We start from the raw sequence: 20,114 nt of genomic DNA, 5'->3' as shown, positions 1-20,114 counted from the left end.
ATCGCCACGTTCGTCTTCGAGTGTAAGCCGACTCGTTCCCGGCACCGCACCGCGAGCCGCGAATTGGGCCAGCCAGGCATGTCGCCGACCTACTCGTCCGGTTTCACCATCGGTAGCCAAGCTCGCAGGTCAGCGCGGTTCCCGGAGGCCGAGACACGCCCCGAGTCCACCGCTTCGTCCCACTCCGCACGGCCGGTGGCGAGGTCCAGCCACGTCCTGGCGTCCGTCTCGACCACGTTGGGCGGCGTTCCACGGCTGTGGGTCGGCCCCTCCCCGCACTGGACGGCGGCGAAGGGGGGTACGCGCACCTCGATGGCCCCGCCCGGCGCGACGGCGGCCAGGGTGCGGAGGCTGAGCCGGACCGCCTGTCCCAGGACGCGGCGGTCGGGTTCGGGAGCCTCGCCGCGCAGCCAGGGCGCGACGGCCGTGACGGCGGCTCGGAGTTCGTGGGGATCGACGGACCGGCGGGCTGGCACCTGGGCAGCCTAGGACCTGGCCGTTCCGCGCGGACAGGCGAGCGGCCGGGGCCGGGCCGCATGTCGTCGCCACCCCGACCGTCGGGTGACCACGACGGTGGAGAGCGCCGCCCGCCCGCACCCGGGCGCGTCCCGGACGGGCTGGGCAGACTGACCACGAACTCCCCTCGGCCCCAGCGGTCGGGGGGGATGGCCGGGGTGTCGGGTGGGATGGCCGAGGTGCCGCTGTTCGGCTCCCACCACCTCGGAGTGCCGCGCGGTGGGGCGCGGGCGGTGGGGCGCGGGCGGTGGCCGGTCCTGGGGCCGCCGGCCCGGTCCCTCCCGGGACGCGGCGGCGCTGACCGGGGCGCCGCGGCGCGCCGTTCCTCAGTGGCCACCCCAACCACGCCCCGTCACCGCCTCACCCGTCCGAGGGACATGCGTCCGGCGCGGCGCGTGGTCTCCGCGCCCGCCCGGAGACCAGCGGAGATCCGAGGTCGGTCGGCGCCGGCGAACCTGGATGCGGGAGTGCCCCCGCCGTCCTAGCCTCGGGCCATGGCCGTCGACCGGAGGGCTCCCGGGACGGGGTGGTCCCCCGTCCCGGGAGGCGGCCCGGGTCGGGTGGAGGACTACGCCCTGCTCTCCGATCTCCGCACCGCGGCGCTGGTCGGCCGCGACGGCTCGGTGGACTGGCTCTGCCTGCCCCGGTTCGACGCGGGGTCCTGCTTCGCGCGGCTGCTCGGCGACCACAGCCACGGCTACTGGGCGCTCACCCCGACCTCGGGTGACTGCCGGGTCCGCCGCCGCTACCGAGGTGACTCGCTGGTGCTGGAGACGGAGTTCGAGACCCCGGACGGGCAGGTGCTCGTCGTGGACGCGATGCCGCCCGCGCCGCACGGCGGACCGCACCAGCCGGTGCTGGTCCGCTCGGTCACCGGGCTACGGGGCAGCGTGGAGATGGAGATGCGCTGGGTGGTGCGGTTCTCCTACGGAGCCGCCGTACCGTGGGTCCGGCGCACCCGGAAGGGGGGCGTCGAGGGCATCCTCGCCGTCGCCGGACCGGACACCGTTGTCCTGCGCGGGGACCCCCTGCCCGTGGCGGTGGCGGGGGCCCGCGCCCACCACACCCGGTTCCCGGTGTCCCGAGGGCGGACCTTCCGCTGGTCCATGCAGTGGTCCCCGGACCCGGAGGAGCTGCCCGGACCCCGGGACGTCGCGGCCGACCTGGTGACGACCGAACGGTTCTGGCGGACCTGGGCCGAGCAGATCGACTACGACGGCCCGTACCAGCAGCCCGTTCGCCGTTCCCTGTTGACGCTCAAGGCGCTCACCTACGGTCCGAGCGGCGGTATGGTCGCCGCCCCGACCACCTCCCTGCCCGAACGGTTGGGGGGCGTGCGGAACTGGGACTACCGCTACTGCTGGCTGCGGGACGCCACCCTCACCCTGCTCGCACTGGACAGCACCGGCTGCCACGGGGAGGCGGCGGCCTGGCGGCGGTGGTTGCGGCGGGCCGTGGCCGGGGACCCTGGCGACCTCCAGATCGCGTACGGCATCCGGGGTGAGCGCCAGCTGGTGGAGTGGACGGCCGACTGGCTGCCCGGCTACGAGGGCTCCCGGCCGGTCCGGATCGGCAACGCGGCGCACAGGCAGCTCCAGCTCGACGTGTACGGCGAGGTCATGGACGCCCTGCACCTGGCCAGGGAGCGCGGCCTTGGCGACACGGCCGAGTCGTGGGAGGTGCAGCGGGCCCTGCTCGCCGATCTGGAGACCCGGTGGCGGCGACCCGACCACGGCCTCTGGGAGGTGCGGGGGCCGGCGAGGCGGTTCACCCACTCCCGGGTCATGACCTGGGTCGCCTTCGACCGGGCGGTGCGGGCGGTCGAGGACCACGGGCTACCGGGCCCCGTCGACCGGTGGCGGTCGGTGCGGGACCGGGTCCGGGAGGAGGTGCTCACCCGGGCGTGGAACCCGGAGGTGGGGGCGTTCACCCAGTACTACGGCAGCGGCGAGGTCGACGCGGCGACCCTGCTGATGCCGGCGGTCGGTTTCCTGCCGGCCACCGACCCGAGGATGGCGAGCACGATCCGCGAGGTGGAGACGCGGCTGCGGACGGACGGCCTGCTCGCCCGGTACGCCACTCCTCGGGACGTGTCGGCGGTGGACGGCCTCCCCGGCGGGGAGGGTGCCTTCCTCGCCTGCTCGTTCTGGCACGTGGACGCGTTGGCGCTCGGCGGCCGGGTGGCCGAGGCGACCGAGGAGTTCGAACGCCTGCTGGGACACGCCAACGACGTCGGGCTGCTCGCCGAGGAGTACGACCCGGCGAGTCAGCGGCTCGTCGGGAACTTCCCGCAGGCGTTCAGCCACCTGGCGCTGGTGAACTCGGCGATCCTGCTCTCCGACCGGGAGCACGGCCGCCACCACCGGGACCGGCGTCGGGTCCGCCGCGCCAGCTGAGGTCCGGCCTGGCGCTGGTCGGGCAGGTCACCACCACCGCCAGGCCGCCCCGCCGGTGGCACGGGGTCCGGTCAGAAGAGCCCTTCCCGCAGGAACCTGCTGATGGTCTCCGGCGGCCCTGGTCGCGCGAAGAACCAGCCCTGCCCCGACTCGCAGCCGATGTCCCGCAACCGCTCGGCCTGGGCCCTCGTCTCGACACCCTCGGCCGTGACGGTCAGGCCGAGCGCGTGCGCCAGCGTCACCAGCGCGCCGACGATCTGCTTGTCCACCGGGTCCGCCGGCTTGTCGGGTGCGCGCAGCCCCTCCACGAAGGAACCGGCGATCTTCAGTTCGTGCACCGGGAGGCGTCGCAGGTAGGCGAGGTTCGAGTACCCGGTACCGAAGTCGTCGATGGCGATCCGCACACCCATCTCGTAGAGGCGGCGGAGCGCGTCGAGCTGGTCGTCGGCCGTTCCCATGACCGCGCTCTCGGTGAGCTCCAGCTGGAGACCGGTCGGCGGGATACCCGTGTCCCGCAGGATCGACTCCACGTCGTTGACCAGGCCGGGGTCCCGCGACTGCCGGGCGGCGAGGTTGACGCTGACGTAGGGCGCGGCGGGACCGAACTCCCGCTGCCAGCGGCTGGCCTGCTGGCAGGCGTGCTCCAGGACCCAGCGACCGAGCTGGACGATCAGCCCGGTCTCCTCCGCCAGCCCGATGAAGCGGTCGGGTGAGAGCAGGCCGTGCTCCGGGTGCCGCCACCGCACCAGTGCCTCCACGCCCACGACCGCGTTGTCGGCCAGGCGGACGAGCGGCTGGTAGTCGACGAAGAACTCCTCCCGCTCCAGCGCCGCCGGCATGGTCGCGGACAGGCGGAACCGCGCCACCTCCCGAGCGTTGCGCTCGGGGTCGTAGACCGCCCACCGGCTCTTGCCCTCGGACTTGGCCCAGTACAGGGTCACGTCGGCGTCGCGGATCAGGTCGGCGGACTCCCCGCTGACCACCGGGCGCTCCACGATGCCGATGCTGGCCGACACCGACAGCTGGTGGCCGCCGATCCGGATCGGTTGGTTGAGCAACGTCAGCACCCGGTCCGCCAGCTCCACGATCTGCTCGGTGCCCGTGGAGTCCTCGACGAGGACGACGAACTCGTCACCGCCCATCCGGGCCACCAGGCAGTGCTCGCCGTTGACGCACTCGGCCAGTCGGCGTCCCACCGCGACCAGGAGTTCGTCGCCGACGTGGTGGCCGAGGCTGTCGTTGATGACCTTGAAGCCGTCCAGGTCGAGGAAGCAGAGGCCGACCCGTTGTCCGACGGGCGGGTTGCTGAAGACGCGGGCCAGCCGGTCGAGCAGCAACGCCCGGTTGGCCAGGCCGGTGAGCGGGTCGTGGAGCGCCTGGTACTTGAGCCTGTTCTGGAGCTCGTGCCGGTCGGTGACGTCCTCGACCATGGCGACGAGGTACTGGGGACGGCCGTCGGCGTCGCGGACGAGGGACATCGTGAGGTTGGTCCAGACGGCGGAACCGTCGTTGCCGAAGAACTGCTTGTCCACCTGGAAGTACTCGCGGTCGCCCCTGGCGAGTTGCCGGTACGCCTCCCAGGTCGACTCCGCGTCCCCGGCGTGCATGAACTTGCGCAGGTTCGTGCGCAGCAACTCGTCCCGGGAGTAGCCGAGCATCCGTTGGAGCGAGACGTTGACGTCGAGGAAGGTGCCGTCGAGGTCGGCGAGACCGATGCCGACGGCCGCGTCGCTGAACAGCGCCCGGAACCGCGCCTCACTGGCCCGCAGCGCCGCCTCGGCCTGCTGCCTCGCGTCGAGGACGGCCTCCCGGATCGCCTCCTGTTCCTCCAGGGTCCGTTGTCGGAGCGCGTTGGCGTAGCCCGCGGCGACCGCTCCCTGGATGGCGGAGACCCGGCCCCGGGGCACGTCCGTGCCCGGCAGGGAACCGACGAGTTCCGTTCCGACGAGCACCAGCGTCCGTTCGATGCTGGCGGGAGAGGTGAAGTGGGCCTCGACCAGCTCGGCGCCCACCTCCCAGCCCGGCCGGGCCACGAAGGGTTCGGTCGACAGGGCGGTGAGGAGACGGCGTGCGAGGCGGCTCAGGAACTCGACCATCTCCGATCTGGACATGGAGACGTAGCTGGTACCGGACACCAGGGCCGCCCAGTCACGGCCGAAACGCTCGCAGGCCGCATCCAGGCGCTCCACCTCCTGGCCCGGGGGGAGATCCCGGACCCGGCCCTCCGTGTGCTCGGACATCAGAGCGCGCCCGCCGGTCGTGGCAGCACCAGGAGTCGGGCCGAGGTCCGACACACGTCGTCGCCCTTCACGGGCTCGACCCTAACGCCCGAGCGGGAACGACGCTGCGGCACCGCGCCCCAGGCCATCGGGACGACCCCGGCCACCCGGCGGTGGGGGGTCGCGGCCGTCGCGTCACGGCCGTCCTCGTCAGGCGACCCGCTGGGGCATCGCACAACCGCACCTCTCGTCGTCACCACACGTCTGACAGCATCCGAAGCACCTGACGGTACCGGGTCCGACCGCTTTTTCGGAGGTTACCGGCCAGCAGCCGGTTTCCGGCGCCGGGCCGGCCCACGGGTCCGCCAGGAAACCGTGCCCGCACCGGATCGGAAAGTGATTCATCTCTTGCGGGCCAATCCGGCCACCGCGGGCAACGGGGGGCTGGCCGAGTCGGCCACGTACTCACCGGTGCGCCAGCACCCCAGGGGGGCCAGGCCCGGGTCCACCAGCGAGAAGGGGCCGAACAGCCGGGCCACCTCCGGGAGGGTGCGCCACTCCAGGGCGCCGGAACTGCGGGCGTAGAGGTCGCCGATCCGCTCGCGCGCGCCCGGGGGGCAGCCGTCGTCGCCCTGCCGGGAGAAAACGATGTGGGACAGGGCCAGGTGACTTCCGGGGGCGACCTCACGGTGGTAGTCGAATATCGCCTTCTCCGGTTCGTCGCTCTCGGAAAGGAAATGCAGAACACCGCCGACCAGAATTCCGAGCGGCTTTTCCCCGTCAATGAGCCGACGGCCCGGGGCGCTACCGAGAACGAGGTCGACATCCCGCAGGTCCGCCTGGACCACGTCCGCGAGCGGGTTGTCGGCGAGCAGTGCCCTGGTGCGCGAGACGACGACCGCCTCCCGGTCGACGGCGAGCACGCGGCAGGCCGGGTCCAGGTCCTGGGCGACGGCGTGGAGCGCGCCGACGGTGGGGATACCGGCGCCGAGGTCGAGGAACTGCCGGATGCCCGCCGCGTGCATGCGCCGCAGGGCGTCCCGCAGGAAGAACCTGTTCGTCATGGCCAGCTCGGCGGCTCGGGGAAAGATCCGCAGCACCCCGTCGGCCAATTCCCGGTCGGCGGCGAAGTTGTGCGCACCACCCAGGTAGTAGTCATGCATTCGGGCGACATTCGGCCGCTGAAGGTCAACTTCGGATGGCACTCCCCGCGGACGTGTGGCGTCCAAAGCAGCTCCCCCGCCCCGTTTCTCACCCGACCGGGGATCAGCATACGTCGCGTCACAACTCACCGAATCGCTGCATTCCACGGGTCCGACCACCACCGCCGAAGCGGTCTCCGCGCTGGCAGCGCCTGCCCCGACCCGGGCGGTGTCACCCACGAGACGGATCCACCCGGCCCGACCCTGGAGTGCCGGCGGCCGTCGCGGATGCGACATTCGACGCCGCGACCCTCGGCGGCCGCGGCCGCACCACCGGGCAAATGCGGCAAACCTGCTATAGGCTCCGTGGGAAAATCACGACAGCCTACGAATTCCTGTCATTCATTGACATCGCTGGTCCGGTTCGCCGGCTGGCGCGACGCAGTTCCCGTTCCGATACCCATGGCGTGGGGGTGCATGTTGAGAACCAGCAGCGGAGCCCGTCGGCTACCGGCACGAATCGGACTGGCGATCGGATCGGCCGCCACGGTGCTGATCGCGTTGTTAACTCCGGCCGCGGCCGGTCAGGAGCAGGACGAACCGACCGGTGCCGCGCAGCAGGCGGGACAGGCCCAGCAGTCGGAACAGGCGGAGCAGGCGGAACACCCCGCCGGTCCGATGGGCCACTGGGCCGGCTCCCAGATCGCCAAGCACGAGGGGCGGGACGGCGGCGTCCCGGACGCCAGGGCCGCGAGCGTCACGCAGACGCACGGCCTCGACGTCAGCGGGTGGCAGAAGAACGTGGACTGGGCCGGCGTCGTCCGTAACGGCGGGAAGTTCGCCTACGTCAAGGCCACCGAGGGAACGGGGTTCAAGAACCCGTACCACACCCAGCAGTACAACGGCTCCTACGACCACGGCCTCATCCGGGGTTCCTACCACTTCGCGTTGCCCGACCGCTCCAGTGGGGCTGCCCAGGCCCAGTACTTCGTGAAGAACGGCGGCGGGTGGTCCAAGGACGGCAAGACGCTGCCTGGCGCGTTGGACATCGAGTACAACCCCTACGGCAACACCTGCTACGGGCTGAGCCAGTCGGCGATGGTCCAGTGGATCAGGGACTTCAGCAACGAGTACCACCGGTTGACCACCCGGTACCCGACCATCTACACCAGCACCAGCTGGTGGAAGACCTGCACGGGCAACAGTTCCGCGTTCGGCGGCACCAACCCGCTGTGGCTGGCCAGGTACTCCAGCTCGGTGGGAGAACTGCCCAGCGGCTGGGGTTTCCACACCATCTGGCAGTACAACGACAGCGGGATCTTCCCCGGCGACCAGAACTGGTTCAACGGCGCGTACGACCGCCTCCAGGCACTGGCCAACGGCTGACAACCCGGCATGGCACCCACCCCCGGTCCCGGTCGAGCCCCACTCGACCGGGACCGGACGTGTGGGGACACCAGGAACGCGGGCGCGGAACCAGCGAAGGGCATCCGCCGCCGACCCCCACCGCACGGGGCCGGGGAGGCGAGCTCCGCCGCGCCCAGCGCGGGTGGCCCCACGAAAGCGGCCGGCCGGCGACCCACCGCGGGGGCCACCGGCCGGGCCGGTCCGTACCGACGAGTCGGCTCAGTCGAACAGCGCGGGCAACGTGCCCTCCCAGGCGGTCCGCAGCTCGTCCAGCCCGAACGTCGCCACGCCCTGGATCTCCACGGCGTCCGACTCCGGGTCCACCACGCCGACCTTCGTGACCGGCAGGCCCCTGGCCTGGCACATGTCGGTGAACCGCAGCTCCTCGGACCGGGGAACCGCCACCAGCATCCGACCGGCCGACTCGGAGAAGAGCCACACGAAGGGATCGGCGCCTTCCGGCAACACGACGCGGCACCCGGTCTGACCGGCCAACGCGGACTCCACCACCGCCTGGGCCAACCCGCCCTCGGACAGGTCGTGGGCGGCCGACAACATGCCGTCCCGCGAACCGGCGATGACGACCTCGGCAAGCAGCCGCTCCCGGCCCAGGTCGACCCTCGGCGGAACCCCGCCCAGGTGGCCGTGCGCGACCCGCGCCCACTCCGAGCCGTCGAACTCGTCCCGGGTCTCGCCGAGCAGCAGCAGCGTCTCGCCGGGCTCGGTGCCGAAACCGGTGGGGACGCGCCGGCGGACGTCGTCGATCACGCCGAGCACACCCACGACCGGCGTCGGCAGGATCGCCGTCGACCCGGTCTGGTTGTAGAAGCTCACGTTGCCGCCGGTGACGGGGATGCCCAGCTCACGGCAGCCGTCCGCCAGCCCGCGCACGGCCTGCTCGAACTGCCACATCACCCCGGGGTCCTCCGGGGAGCCGAAGTTCAGGCAGTTCGTCACGGCGGCGGGGGTGGCCCCGCCGGCCGCCACGTTCCGGTACGCCTCGGCCAACGCGAGCTGGGCGCCGGTGTACGGGTCGAGCCGGCAGTAGCGGCCGTTGCAGTCGGTGGCGACCGCGACGCCCCGACCGGTCGTCTCGTCGATGCGGATCATGCCGCTGTCGGCGGGCTGGGCCAGCACCGTGTTGCCCCGGACGTACCGGTCGTACTGGTCGGTCACCCAGGCGCGGCTCGCCAGGTTCGGCGAGGAGATCATGCGGAGCACCGTCTCGCGCAGTTCCTCGGGACCGCTCGGGCGGGCCAGGGCCTCGGTGGTGTCGGCGATGAGCTCGTCCTGGTCGGCCGGCCGCTCCACCGGCCGCTGGTACACCGGGCCCTCGTGGGCGACGGTGCGCGGCGGGCAGTCGACGACCGTCTCGCCGTGCCAGGTGATCTCGAGACGACCACCCCGGGCCGCCTCCTCCTCGCTCACCTCGGTGACCTCACCGATCACGGTGGCGGTCACGTCCCACTTCGCGCAGACCCGGAGGAACGCGTCGACGTCCTCGGGCCGGACGACGGCGCACATCCGCTCCTGCGACTCGCTGGAGAGGATCTCGGCCGGCGTCATCCCGCTCGCGCGCAGCGGCACTCGGTCCAGCTCGACCCGCATCCCGCCGTCACCCGCGGAGGCCAGTTCGGAGGTGGCGCAGGACAGGCCAGCACCGCCCAGGTCCTGGATACCCACGACCAGCCGGTCCCGGAACAGCTCCAGGCAGCACTCGATGAGCACCTTCTCCGTGAACGGGTCGCCGACCTGCACGCTGGGCAGCTTCTTGCGGCCCGACCCGGTCTCGTCCCCGGAGAAGGAGTCCGAGGCGAGCACGGAGACGCCGCCGATGCCGTCCAGGCCGGTCCGCGCGCCGAACAGGATCACCTTGTTGCCCACGCCGGACGCGTGGGCCAGGTGCAGGTCCTCGACCCGCATCGACCCGATGCACAGGGCGTTGACCAGCGGGTTGCCCGCGTAGGTCTCGTCGAAGACGACCTCACCGCCGATGTTGGGCAGTCCCAGGCAGTTGCCGTAGCCGCCCACGCCGGCGACGACCCCGGGCAGCACCCGGCGGGTGTCCGGGGCGTCGGCCGGGCCGAAGCGCAGCGGGTCGGCCACCGCGACCGGTCGGGCGCCCATCGCCAGGATGTCCCGGACGATGCCACCGACGCCGGTCGCCGCGCCCTGGTACGGCTCCACGTAGGAGGGGTGGTTGTGCGACTCCACCTTGAAGGTGACCGCCCACCCGTCGCCGATGTCGACCACGCCGGCGTTCTCGCCGATGCCGGCGAGCATCCCGGCCCGCATCTCCTCGGTGGTCGTCTCCCCGAAGTAGCGCAGGTGGACCTTGGACGACTTGTACGAGCAGTGCTCGCTCCACATCACCGAGTACATCGCGAGCTCGGCGTCGGTGGGGCGCCGGCCGAGGATGGCCCGGATCCGCTGGTACTCGTCGTCCTTCAGGCCCAGTTCCCGGTAGGGCTGCGGCAGGCCCGGGGTGGCGGCGGCATGGTCGACGGTGTCGACAGGGGCGGCGGTCTGCTGGCCGGTCAGATCGGTGCTGGTCACGCGGTCACCACTGTGTCGAGGAGGGAAAGGAACATGCCGAGCCCGTCGTCGCTGGGCCCGGTGAGGGCGTCGATGGCGTGCTCGGGGTGCGGCATCAGGCCCAGGACACGGCCGCGCTCGTCGGTGATGCCCGCGATGTCGCGCAGCGCGCCGTTGCGGTTCTCGCCGACGTAGCGGAAGGCCACCCGCCCCTCGCCCTCCAGCCGGTCCAGCGTCGCCTCGTCGGCCACGTACCGGCCCTCACCGGACTTCAACGGCACGAGGATCTCGGCGCCCCGGTCATACCGGGTGGTCCAGGCGCTGGTGGTGTTCTCCACCCGCAGCCACTGGTCGCGGCACACGAAGTGCAACCCCGAGTTGCGCACCAGGGCACCGGGCAGCAGGCCGGCCTCGCAGAGGATCTGGAAGCCGTTGCAGATGCCCAGCACCGGCATGCCGCCCCGGGCGGCGGTGACGACCTCGCCCATCACGGGGGCGAACCTCGCGATCGCTCCGCAGCGCAGGTAGTCGCCGTAGGAGAAGCCGCCCGGCACGATGACGGCGTCGACCCCGCGGAGGTCGGCGTCACCGTGCCACAGCGGGACGGCCTCGGCGCCGGCGGTGGTCACCGCGCGGGCCGCGTCGACGTCGTCGAGGGTGCCGGGGAAGGTGATGACACCGACGCGCATCAGACGGCCCCCGCCACGGAGCCGTCGGCGGACTCCACGGTCACGCGGCGGACGGTCCAGTCCTCGGTGACGGGGTTCGCGAGCAGGGTCTCGGCGATCCGCTCGAGGGTCTCGTCGTCGACGTCGTCGTCGACTTCCAGTTCGAAGTGCTTTCCTTGGCGGACGCTCGTCACGCCCTCGAAACCCAGCCGGGGTAGCGCTCCCGCCACCGCCTGTCCCTGGGGGTCGAGGATCTCCTGCTTGGGCATGACGTCGACGACGACTCGGGCCACGGTCGATGCTCCTGGCTAGTTCAGGTCGGCGGTACCGCACGAGCCTAGCCGAGCGACGAACTCACCCGTTGATACGGGTCGTGAGAAGCTTGATCACACACTGTGACGAAAACTCCGTCGGTCGTCGGTCGAGATCGTCCGTTCGGAGCTACTGGGCCTCGCACCGGAGGGCCACCGGGTGCGCGGCCTGCTGTGGCCAGGGACGAGCCAGGCGGGCCTCCCCGGGGGTAGCGTCAGCGGATGGCCCTGCGGCCGGTCCCGCGACGCGGCGAGCCCGCCGGGCCGCCCTCGAGAGCCACCGCGCCTGGGCGCGGTGCACGTCACACGTCCACGCCGGAGGTCCCGTCCGTGTCCGAGCGCCGCCTGCCCCGCTGGTCCGAGTTCGCGCCGCTGCTGCGCCCGCAGGTCCCCAAGCTCAACCCCACCGAGCGCAGGCTGGACCGGGCCCACACCATCGGCGACCTGCGGACGATCGCCAGGAAACGGACCCCCCGGGCCGTGTTCGACTACACCGACGGCGCCGCCGAGGGCGAGGTCAGCCTGCTGCGGGCGCGCCGGCTCTTCCGGGACATCCAGTTCAACCCTCGGGTGCTGCGGGACGTGTCCTCCCCGAACACCGCCGTGGACATCCTCGGCGCCCCCTCCTCGCTGCCCTTCACCTTCGCCCCCACCGGCTTCACCCGGATGATGAACCACGAGGGGGAACGGGCGGTCGTCCGCGTCGCGGAACGCATCGGCATCCCCTACGCCCTCTCCACGATGGGCACCACCTCCATCGAGGACGTGGCCACCGCCGGACCGGACGCCCGCAAGTGGTTCCAGCTCTACGTGTGGAAGGACCGCGAGGCCAGCGAGAACCTCGTCCGCCGTGCCTGGGACGCCGGCTACGAGGCGTTGGTGCTGACGGTGGACGTCCCGGTCGCCGGCGCCCGGCTCCGCGACGTCCGCAACGGCATGTCCATCCCGCCCGCCCTCACCCCCCGCACCGTCCTCGACGGCGCCATGCACCCGGCGTGGTGGATCAACCTGCTCACCACGGAGCCGCTCACCTTCGCCTCGGTGCGGCACTGGGACGGCACGGTGGCCGAGCTGCTGAACAAGATGTTCGACCCGACCGTCACCATCGAGGACCTGCGGTGGCTGCGGGACCTCTGGCCGGGGAAGCTCGTCATCAAGGGCATCCAGAGCCTGCCCGACGCACTCGACGTCGTCGAGCACGGCGCGGACGCCGTCGTGCTGTCCAACCACGGCGGCCGCCAGCTGGACCGCGCGCCCACCCCGCTGGAACTGCTGCCCACCGTCGTCGGGGCCGTCGGGGAGCGCACCGAGGTCTACCTGGACACCGGCATCACCAGCGGTGCGGACATCGTCGCCGCCCTGGCCCTCGGCGCCCGCGCCTGCATGGTGGGCCGCGCCTACCTGTACGGGCTGATGGCCGGCGGGGAGCGGGGCGTGGCGAAGTCCGTGGACATCCTCCGCGCGGAGATCACCCGCACCATGCAGCTCCTCGGGGTGAACAGCGTCGCCGAACTGACCCCCGACCACGTCACCATCCGCCGCTGAACCGTTCGGGCCGCCCGAACCACCCGGTCCGGGCGGCCCCGGGAACCCCGGCTCAGCCCGCGGCCCGCAGGCTCTCCACGATCCGGATGAAGCCCTCGTCCCCGTGCCCGGCGTCGATCTGCCGCCGGATCAGCGACTGCACCGCCGAGATCAGCCCGGTGTCCACCCCCTGCTCCCGAGTGGCCTCCACCAGGTAGCCGAGGTCGGAGAAGTTCAGGCTCTGCTGACCCGGCACGGCGTAGTCGCCGCCGTCGACGACCGAGGCGTAACCGGCGAAACCCGTGGTCATCGCGCTCAACCACGGCGCGGCCATCCCCGCGAACTCCGTCGCGGACATCCCCGTCGGGCGCACCATCGCCACGCCCTGCGCGAACCCGGCGAACATCACGTACATGCCCGCGAGCAGGGCGAGGTCGTAGAGGCAGGCGAGCCCGGCGTCCTCCCCGTGGAAGGCGCTCTCCCCCCACAGGTCGAGCACCGGGCGGTACCGGTCGAAGACCTCCCGCGAGCCGCTGTAGAGCACGGTGGACCCCGGCTGCCCGATCATGGGTGGCACCGCCATGATCCCGCCGTCCAGGTAGCCGATCCCGTGCTCGGCCGCCCATCGGGCCGACTCCCTGGCCTGCTCGGGGGTCGTCGTGGTCAGGTTCACCACGGTCCGACCGCCGAGCTGGGCTGCGACCGGGTCCAGCACCTCCCGCACCGAGTCGTGGCCGAGCAGGCAGACCACGACGAGGTCCGAGGCCGTCACCGCCTCCCGCGCGCCGTCCACGACCACCGCTCCCCGCTCGGCGAGGGTCGCGCCCCGGCCCGGGGTGCGGTTCCACACCGTCACATGGTGCCCGGCATCCACCAGCGCGGCCGCCAGCGCACGGCCCATCTCCCCCAGGCCCAGCACGCTGACCCGGACGCCCTCGTCGTTCGACATCTCCTCGTCGCTCCCTCTCGTTCCCGTGTGGTGCCGCCATCCTTTCCCCGGGCGGCTAGGGTCGGGAAGTACCGACTAATTAGTGGGGTACTCACCAGGAAGTAAGTGGTGGAGGAGCCGATGGGGAACCGGAACCGCCGTGGGCCCTACGTCTGCGGGATCGACGCCGCGATGGACGTGGTCAGCGGGAAGTGGAAGGCGTTGATCCTCTGGGAGCTGGACCACCACGGGGTGCGCCGGTTCGCCGAGCTGCGCCGTGGCCTACCGGGGGTGAGCGAGAAGATGCTGGTCCAACACCTGCGGGAGATGGAGGACGACGGCCTGGTGCACCGGGAGGTGTACCGGGAGGTGCCGCCGAGGGTCGAGTACTCCCTCACCGGGCACGGGAGGTCGCTGAACGAGGCCCTGGCGCCCCTCGGCGAGTGGGGACGGGGCCGCATCGGGCGGATCGGCGCGGAGCGGCTGCGGGTGGAAGCGGCGAGGTGACCGGGCCGGGCGGCGAGGTTCGCGCCACGCTCGGCGGCCGACCCGCTGACCGCCTCCTCCACTCGATCCAGGGGTGATGCTGGATCTCCGCCGCGTCCGGCCACTCGGTGCCCACCGCCCGCTGGAACCAGCGCGGACGCGGCCACGACGGAGAGCTCAGTCCCCGGAGCGGGGCCTCCCTCCTCGCCTCAGGAGCACCTGGGTTCCATGCTGACCTGGAGCGTGGAATCCGAGTAGTACTCCCGCCCCCGGTCATCCTCGGAGAACAGCCGCACCCCGTCCGTCGACGCGGACTCCGCCGTCCGCTCGGCGATCGTCGTCAAGGTCCACTCCACACCCGGCTCGATCTCCGCGCCCACGACGGGAACCCGCGCCGCCCAGGCCTCCTGCCCGTTCTCAGAGGAGGTGTCGGCGATCATCTCGTCGGACGGGTACCCACCGCCCTGGTAGGGGACGAGGAGGATGTCGCCGTTCTCCTCCGGTTCCGGAACCGGCACGAGGAGCATCTCCACCAGCGTGAAATTCTCCTCGTTCAGCAGCGACGCCCCGGTCACCCGCACCGTGCGGCCACCCTCGTTCTCCAGCCCGCTGCTGAACGTCATGAACGTCTCACCGTTCACGTCGCTCTGGCAGAGCCGAGAACCGACACCCCCGATTCGCACATCACTGATCCGTGGAGAACTGTCGCCACCCACTGACAGGCAGAGCACCAGTGTCATCAGACCCACTCCGGGTGGACGCATACTAGAACCCCCGGCCCCTGGCCGCCGCGCTCCCCGCGCCGGCTCCGGCTCGCCGACCAGAGCCGCCGTGGAACCGTCGATCGGCGACTCGCGCGGCTGGTCCCGCCGACGCGGCGCGCCCGTGGCGACCGGACGGACGGGCACCGGGGAATCTCCCAAGCCCGACCCGAGCCGCCCTCCCAGAAGGCTCGACCTGGTCCTGTTCACACGTCGGCGGCGGCATGCCTCGTAATTTCCCCACCAGCACGGTCCCCCATCGAGAATCCAGCCGCGACCGATGCGCGGCCACGCGGTGAGGTGATGGTATGCGGTACCTGGTTCCCTCGGTACCGCTTTCCGCACGACGCCGCACCGGAAATACGGACTGAAGGGGCCGGAAATGTCCGGCGGAATGTCGGGGACACCGATTTCCTCCCGGCGGGATTCCTTCCACCACCACCGGAGAACACCTCACGACCGGTGGCGGACCCGTTTCAGCGGGGAATTCCGCCGAACAGCGAGGACACCCGTCGTGGCGGTCGTCTCGCGGCACCAGGAACGCCGTCGACGGCCATCCGCCCGTGCGGCTCCGGGCCGTGGCGGGGGCTCTTGCGTCGGCTGCCCGGCGGGACGCGGTGCGCGGCGGTTCCACCCGCGCCGGCACCCCCGCCCCGCCGTCCTCGCAGGTGGGCGGATCGCCTGCTGAACGACGGCGGTCCGCCCGCTAGCGTGGTGGATGCCCTGGGGCCGTCCGGGTGGCAGGCCGGGCGGCCCACCGTCCGCGTCGAGGGGGAGTCGCCGTGCACCTCACACACTTCGGGCACTCGTGCCTGCTGGTCGCCACCGACCAGGCCAGGTTGCTGTTCGACCCGGGGGCCTTCTCCTCGGGCTTCGAGGAGGCCCGCGACCTGGACGCCGTCCTCATCACGCACAAGCACCCCGACCACCTCGACCTCGACCGCCTGCCCGCGCTGCTCCAGGCGAACCCGGGCGCCACGCTGATCGCCGACCCCGGGTCCGCCGAGGCGCTCACCTCGGCCGGGCTCCGGCCCCACCTGGCGACCCCCGACGCCGTGATCACGGTCGCCGGCCTGCCGGTGCGGGCGGTCGGCGGCACGCACGCCGTCATCCACCCGGACCTCCCCGGGCTGCCCAACGTCGGCTACCTGCTGGCCGAGGGAGCGTTCCTGCACCCCGGTGACTCCTTCGTCGTCCCGGAGCAGGCGGTGGACGTGCTGGCACTGCCCACGGCGGCGCCCTGGATGAAGCTCTCCGAGGCGGTGGACTACCTCCGCGCCGTCCAGCCCCGGCTGGCCGTCCCCATCCACGAGGCGGTGCTGGCCATGCCGAGGATGCACTACGACCGGTTCACCGAGCTGGCCCCCGAGGGCACCCGGGTGCGGGTGCTGCCCCGTGGCGAGGCCACGGCGGTCTGACCCCGGCGGGGAGGCCGGCCACTCGCCCGAACCGCGTTCGGCCGGTCTCAGCCGGCGGTCGGCCAGTCGGTGAGGGAGCGACCGGTGATCCGCTCGTAGGCGGTGACGTACCGCTGGCGGGTGGTGGCCACCACCTCGGCGGGCAGCGCGGGGGGCGGCACCTCCGAGGCGCGGTCCCAACCGGACTCCGGGGAGGTCAGCCACTCCCGCACGAACTGCTTGTCGAAGGCGTGCTGCACCCGGCCCGGCTCGTACTCGTCGGCCGGCCAGTAGCGGGAGGAGTCGGGGGTGAGGACCTCGTCCCCGAGCACGAGCCGGCCACCGGCGTCGGTGCCGAACTCGAACTTGGTGTCGGCCAGGACCAGTCCCCGGCTCTCGGCGTGCTCGGCGGCGGCCGAGTACACGGCCAGCGTGGTCGCCCGCAGCTCCTCGGCTCGTTCCCGGCCCACGGTGCCCACCACGGCGTCGAAGGACACGTTCTCGTCGTGTTCGCCGATCTCGGCCTTGGTGGCCGGGGTGAAGATCGGCTCGGGGAGGCGGGACGCCTCGACCAGGCCGGCCGGCAGCTCGATACCGCAGACCGCTCCCGTGCGCCGGTAGTCGGCGGTGCCCGAGCCGGCCAGGTAGCCCCGCGCCACGCACTCCACCGGCAGCATCTCCAGCCGGCGGACCAGCAGCGCCCTTCCCCGGACCTCCGAGGGGATGCGCGGGTCGTCCCAGGCCACCAGGTGGTTGGCCAGGTGGGGCACCCGCTGGGCCAGCAGCTCGAACCAGAACACGCTCATCGCGGTCAGCACCCGCCCCTTGTCGGGGACGGGCGTCTCCAGCACGAAGTCGTACGCGGAGATGCGGTCCGAGGCGACCAGCAGCAGGTGGTCGTCGTCCACGGAGTACAGCTCACGCACCTTGCCCGCGGCGATCAGCGGGTAGTCGGCCAGCTCGATGTCGGACACCGGGAGACCCTAACCCGCCGGTGAGCCGCCCCAGCCGCTACCCGCTCCGGCCACCGGCGGGCGAGCGCGGGGCGGTCGGGGCCGGAGCTCCGCGTCGACGCCGAGCCTCGCGGACGTGGGACGCCGGCATCCTCAGCGGTGCTCCTCGTCGACCGACATGCCCAGCACGGGAGGGGCGACCCGGTCGCCATCACCCCAGACGTCGTCGGTGTCCTCCAGGTAGTCGGCGCGCTCCCGGCCGCTCGCGTCCTCGGGGTGCGCCGACGCCCGCCGGACGCCACCCGCGCGAGAAGGGTGTTCGTGGCTGGTGGGCCCGGCCGTCGGCAGGGCACCGGCGCCGGGACCGAAGGCGTGGCCGCCGGCCGGGGCACCGGGGACGGGCGGGGGAGCGGAGGCCAGAGGTGACGGAGCCGGAGCCCCGGGTGGGACGAAGGGCTGGGGTGCCGGCGCCCGCCCGGCGCCCGGCTGGGGCTGACCGGGGGTCCCAGGGCCGGCCCCGCTGGTGGACCGCCGGTACCCGCCCCCGGGGCCGGTCCACCCGTCGCGGGCGCCGACCCGGTCCCCTGGCTGCCGGGGGTGCCCGGGCCGGCGCACCGGTGGCCGCCCACCGCCGGGGGAGGAGACGGGACCGGGTTCCCGACGCCAGGGCCCCCGGGTGGGCGGGTGCGGGTGGGGTCGCCGGGGCTGGCTGAACGCCCGGCTGGCCGCCCGCCCGCCCCGGCTGGTACTGCGGCGGCAGCGTCCCGGCCCGCCCGGTGTTCTCCGACGCCGGGACCGGCGGCGTTCCCGGCACGGGAGCCGGCCCCCCGACCAGGGGAGCCGACGCGGTGCCCCCGAACGTGGTGACCAGCCGGTCGGCGATGCCGCCACTCCCAGCGCCGGCGGTCGGCACGGGCGTGAACACCGGCAGCCCGTGGGTCGCCTCGCCCACCGCCCCCTCGTACTCGCGCATCAGGTCCCGGGCCCGTTCGGCGGCGTCCCGCTCCTCCTGCTCGGCCAACTCCTGGTCGACCCGCCCGGTCACCAGCGCGGCGACCGGCGCGTTGACCCAGGCGTCGTGGTCCGGGCGGACCGGGACCGGCGGCATCTCCCGCCGCAGGTGTTCGAAGGAGTCCGCGACCTGGCGGGCCCCCGCCCCCACGCTCCGCGCGGTCTCCCCGGCTTCCACGGCGAACTGGGCGAGCGGCGAGACACCGGCCCGCATCCGGTCCGCCGCCTGGCCGTCCCACACCGCACCGCTCGCGTGGAGCGCCTGGTCGATCAGGTCGGTGACCCGCTGGAACCGGTCGCCGAGGCCCCGCTCCCACTGGTCCACCGAGTCGACGAGCGAGTCGGTCGCGGGCTCCCGCAACCAGTCCACGATCCGCTCGTGGCTGATCCCGTTCCAGTAGACGCCGGATCGCTCGTCCACCTCGCACCCCCGTCGTTCGTCGGCCCACCGCGCCCGTCTCAGGTCACGGCGAGGAGTTCGCGCAGCATCTCCGCCAGCCGGGGCAGGTCGACCGGTGCCACGGTCAGCCAGCCGTCCCGTTCGTGGACGGCGTACCTGCCCCGCGTCGTGTCGATCACGTCGATCGCGTACGGGCCCCGGCGGCGCTGGCCCAGTCCTTCCCAGCGGCTCACCCCGAGCTGGCCGGCGCCCACGCGGTCGGTCCCCAGCATGCCCAGCAGCGCGCGGGCGTCCCCGTAGCGGACACCCGCGTCGAGCAGGGCGTCCTCGAAGTCGGCGTCGGACCGGCCCTTCCCGCCGGCCCTGGACACGGCGGCCCCCGGGAGGTTGACCACCTGCCCCGGCCCGGCCCGCACGGCGCCCAGCACGCTCACCGCCGACTCGCACAGCGTGGTCGGCCGCAACGGGTCGATGGCCAGGACGCCGTCACCCAGCACGCCGATGACGGCGTCCTGGCCGGAGAGCGCGGTCATCGCCCGGAGCCGTCGCCCACCGGGGAGGGACCAGCGCACGTCCACCGCGTGGGTGGGCGCGGCGAACAGGCGCAGCGACCAGTCCAGGTCGGGGTGCGGCTCACCGCCCCCGGTGAACAGGCCCCGATCGACCAGCGCGGACCGGCAACGCCGGTCGACGTCCTCGGCCTCCGCCAGGGTCGTCGCGGTCTCGTCGGCGCACAGCACCAGCGGACGCTGCCCGAGCCCCAGCTCACGCCACGCCAGGTTGAACTCGGCCAGCTCCAGAGTGATCGTCACGGTGCCCTCGGAGGTCGCGGTTGGGCGGATCGGTACCGGTCGCCCGAGCATCGCAGGGCGCCGGTGAGCCGGCGGTCAACCCGGTGCGTCGTACGAGGGAGATCGTCGCCGCCAGGTGGGTCGGACGGTGGAGGGCCAGGTACCCGGCGGTCATCCACGGGGCTCACCGGCGGCGCGGACGGCGTCCGCCACCTCGTCGTCCCGCGACTGGTAGTCGCGCACGCTCGCGTCGAGCTGGTCCACGAGGTCGGTGAGCGCGGCGATCGCCTCGTCGAGGGCGACGGCCAGCGACCCGTGCGGGCCGGCGGCACGGTTCACGAGGCGGTCCACGGCCAGCCTGCTGACCGGGTCGGCGGCCGGCGCCCGCAGCCCGCCCAGCTCGCCGGCGGCGACGCGGGCGGCCCGCAACTCCCCCACGGCATCGAGCAGGCGCGCCCGCAGGGCCGGCGCCCCATCCAGGTCGACGTGGAAAGCACCGGCTCCGTCGGCGCCCCCGAACGCGGGGGGCAGGGCCAGGGCGACTCGCGCGGGCATGGCGCTCACCTCCACCGTCCAGTGGACCAGCGCCCTGGTCAAACGCTGGTGTGCCGCCGGAGCCGAGCTGGCCGGATGCCTGTGCGCGGTGTCCGGCGTTCATCCCGCGTCCGG

Annotated in this window: 17 protein-coding genes; 5 read left to right on the top strand and 12 right to left on the bottom strand. The window is 72.9% G+C overall.

The features are described 5' to 3' along the window. Positions 1–89 precede the first annotated feature (89 nt). Positions 90–476 (bottom strand): sterol carrier family protein, encoded by a 387-nt coding sequence (locus tag G443_RS17355; RefSeq protein ID WP_026419690.1) that lies wholly within the window; start codon positions 474–476, stop codon positions 90–92. Positions 477–1,010: 534 nt separating this feature from the next. Between G443_RS17355 and G443_RS17350 the strand changes: the two genes are divergently transcribed. Further along, on the top strand, positions 1,011–2,912 hold the full coding sequence (locus G443_RS17350; RefSeq protein ID WP_026419691.1) for a glycoside hydrolase family 15 protein: 1,902 nt from the start codon (positions 1,011–1,013) through the stop codon (positions 2,910–2,912). 71 nt (positions 2,913–2,983) lie between these two features. On the opposite strand, the gene G443_RS17345 is transcribed toward G443_RS17350, so the two are convergent. Then, entirely contained in the window at positions 2,984–5,152 is a 2,169-nt protein-coding gene (locus tag G443_RS17345; protein ID WP_026419692.1) for a putative bifunctional diguanylate cyclase/phosphodiesterase, read from the bottom strand. Between the two features lie 380 nt (positions 5,153–5,532). Beyond that, positions 5,533–6,570, bottom strand: coding sequence for an SAM-dependent methyltransferase (locus tag G443_RS17340; protein ID WP_081715569.1), 1,038 nt, complete (start codon positions 6,568–6,570; stop codon positions 5,533–5,535). Between the two features lie 180 nt (positions 6,571–6,750). On the opposite strand from G443_RS17340, the gene G443_RS17335 reads away from it, so the two are divergent. Next, on the top strand, positions 6,751–7,659 hold the full coding sequence (locus tag G443_RS17335; RefSeq protein ID WP_211237565.1) for a lysozyme: 909 nt from the start codon (positions 6,751–6,753) through the stop codon (positions 7,657–7,659). A 240-nt stretch (positions 7,660–7,899) separates the two neighbouring features. Here the strand turns inward: G443_RS17335 and purL are convergent, their stop codons facing one another. Genes purL through purS form a run of 3 tightly spaced genes read right to left on the bottom strand, consistent with a single transcriptional unit; the run spans position 7,900 to position 11,176 of the window. Further along, positions 7,900–10,236, bottom strand: coding sequence for a phosphoribosylformylglycinamidine synthase subunit PurL (purL, locus tag G443_RS17330; RefSeq protein ID WP_211237566.1), 2,337 nt, complete (start codon positions 10,234–10,236; stop codon positions 7,900–7,902). Continuing rightward, positions 10,233–10,904, bottom strand: coding sequence for a phosphoribosylformylglycinamidine synthase subunit PurQ (purQ, locus tag G443_RS17325; RefSeq protein ID WP_016698768.1), 672 nt, complete (start codon positions 10,902–10,904; stop codon positions 10,233–10,235). Before purQ ends, purL begins: the two co-directional genes overlap by 4 nt. Continuing rightward, positions 10,904–11,176, bottom strand: a complete 273-nt coding sequence (gene purS, locus G443_RS17320) for a phosphoribosylformylglycinamidine synthase subunit PurS (protein WP_026419695.1) — start codon at positions 11,174–11,176, stop codon at positions 10,904–10,906. Before purS ends, purQ begins: the two co-directional genes overlap by 1 nt. 348 nt (positions 11,177–11,524) lie before the next feature. Here purS and G443_RS17315 point away from each other — a divergent pair, with 348 nt between their 5' ends. Further along, entirely contained in the window at positions 11,525–12,739 is a 1,215-nt protein-coding gene (locus G443_RS17315) for an alpha-hydroxy acid oxidase (protein WP_026419696.1), read from the top strand. Between the two features lie 52 nt (positions 12,740–12,791). Here the strand turns inward: G443_RS17315 and G443_RS17310 are convergent, their stop codons facing one another. Next, complete coding sequence (locus G443_RS17310) at positions 12,792–13,667, bottom strand: NAD(P)-dependent oxidoreductase (RefSeq protein ID WP_026419697.1); 876 nt, start codon at positions 13,665–13,667, stop codon at positions 12,792–12,794. Between the two features lie 120 nt (positions 13,668–13,787). Between G443_RS17310 and G443_RS17305 the strand changes: the two genes are divergently transcribed. Further along, positions 13,788–14,153, top strand: coding sequence for a winged helix-turn-helix transcriptional regulator (locus G443_RS17305; RefSeq protein ID WP_035292642.1), 366 nt, complete (start codon positions 13,788–13,790; stop codon positions 14,151–14,153). Positions 14,154–14,341: 188 nt separating this feature from the next. Here the strand turns inward: G443_RS17305 and G443_RS17300 are convergent, their stop codons facing one another. Beyond that, a complete protein-coding gene (locus G443_RS17300) occupies positions 14,342–14,755 on the bottom strand; it encodes a hypothetical protein (protein WP_081715592.1) in 414 nt (137 codons plus the stop codon). Positions 14,756–15,675: 920 nt separating this feature from the next. On the opposite strand from G443_RS17300, the gene G443_RS17295 reads away from it, so the two are divergent. Continuing rightward, complete coding sequence (locus G443_RS17295) at positions 15,676–16,311, top strand: MBL fold metallo-hydrolase (RefSeq protein ID WP_026419700.1); 636 nt, start codon at positions 15,676–15,678, stop codon at positions 16,309–16,311. Positions 16,312–16,358: 47 nt separating this feature from the next. Here G443_RS17295 and G443_RS17290 read toward each other — a convergent pair whose 3' ends face one another. The 4 genes from G443_RS17290 to G443_RS17275 form a co-directional block, all read right to left on the bottom strand. Beyond that, positions 16,359–17,264 (bottom strand): phosphoribosylaminoimidazolesuccinocarboxamide synthase, encoded by a 906-nt coding sequence (locus G443_RS17290; protein ID WP_026419701.1) that lies wholly within the window; start codon positions 17,262–17,264, stop codon positions 16,359–16,361. A gap of 190 nt (positions 17,265–17,454) precedes the next feature. Beyond that, positions 17,455–18,675: a PPE domain-containing protein gene (locus G443_RS17285; protein WP_253860239.1), complete on the bottom strand. Its 1,221-nt coding sequence runs from the start codon at positions 18,673–18,675 to the stop codon at positions 17,455–17,457. 38 nt (positions 18,676–18,713) lie between these two features. After that, complete coding sequence (locus G443_RS17280) at positions 18,714–19,466, bottom strand: ESX secretion-associated protein EspG (RefSeq protein ID WP_162147323.1); 753 nt, start codon at positions 19,464–19,466, stop codon at positions 18,714–18,716. Positions 19,467–19,616: 150 nt separating this feature from the next. Next, positions 19,617–20,000, bottom strand: a complete 384-nt coding sequence (locus G443_RS17275; protein WP_026419704.1) for a hypothetical protein — start codon at positions 19,998–20,000, stop codon at positions 19,617–19,619. Positions 20,001–20,114 lie beyond the last annotated feature (114 nt).

This window comes from Actinoalloteichus caeruleus DSM 43889 (genome assembly GCF_000429185.2).
Classification (GTDB): domain Bacteria; phylum Actinomycetota; class Actinomycetes; order Mycobacteriales; family Pseudonocardiaceae; genus Actinoalloteichus_B; species Actinoalloteichus_B caeruleus.
This window is presented reverse-complemented; position numbering and strand designations above follow the sequence as displayed.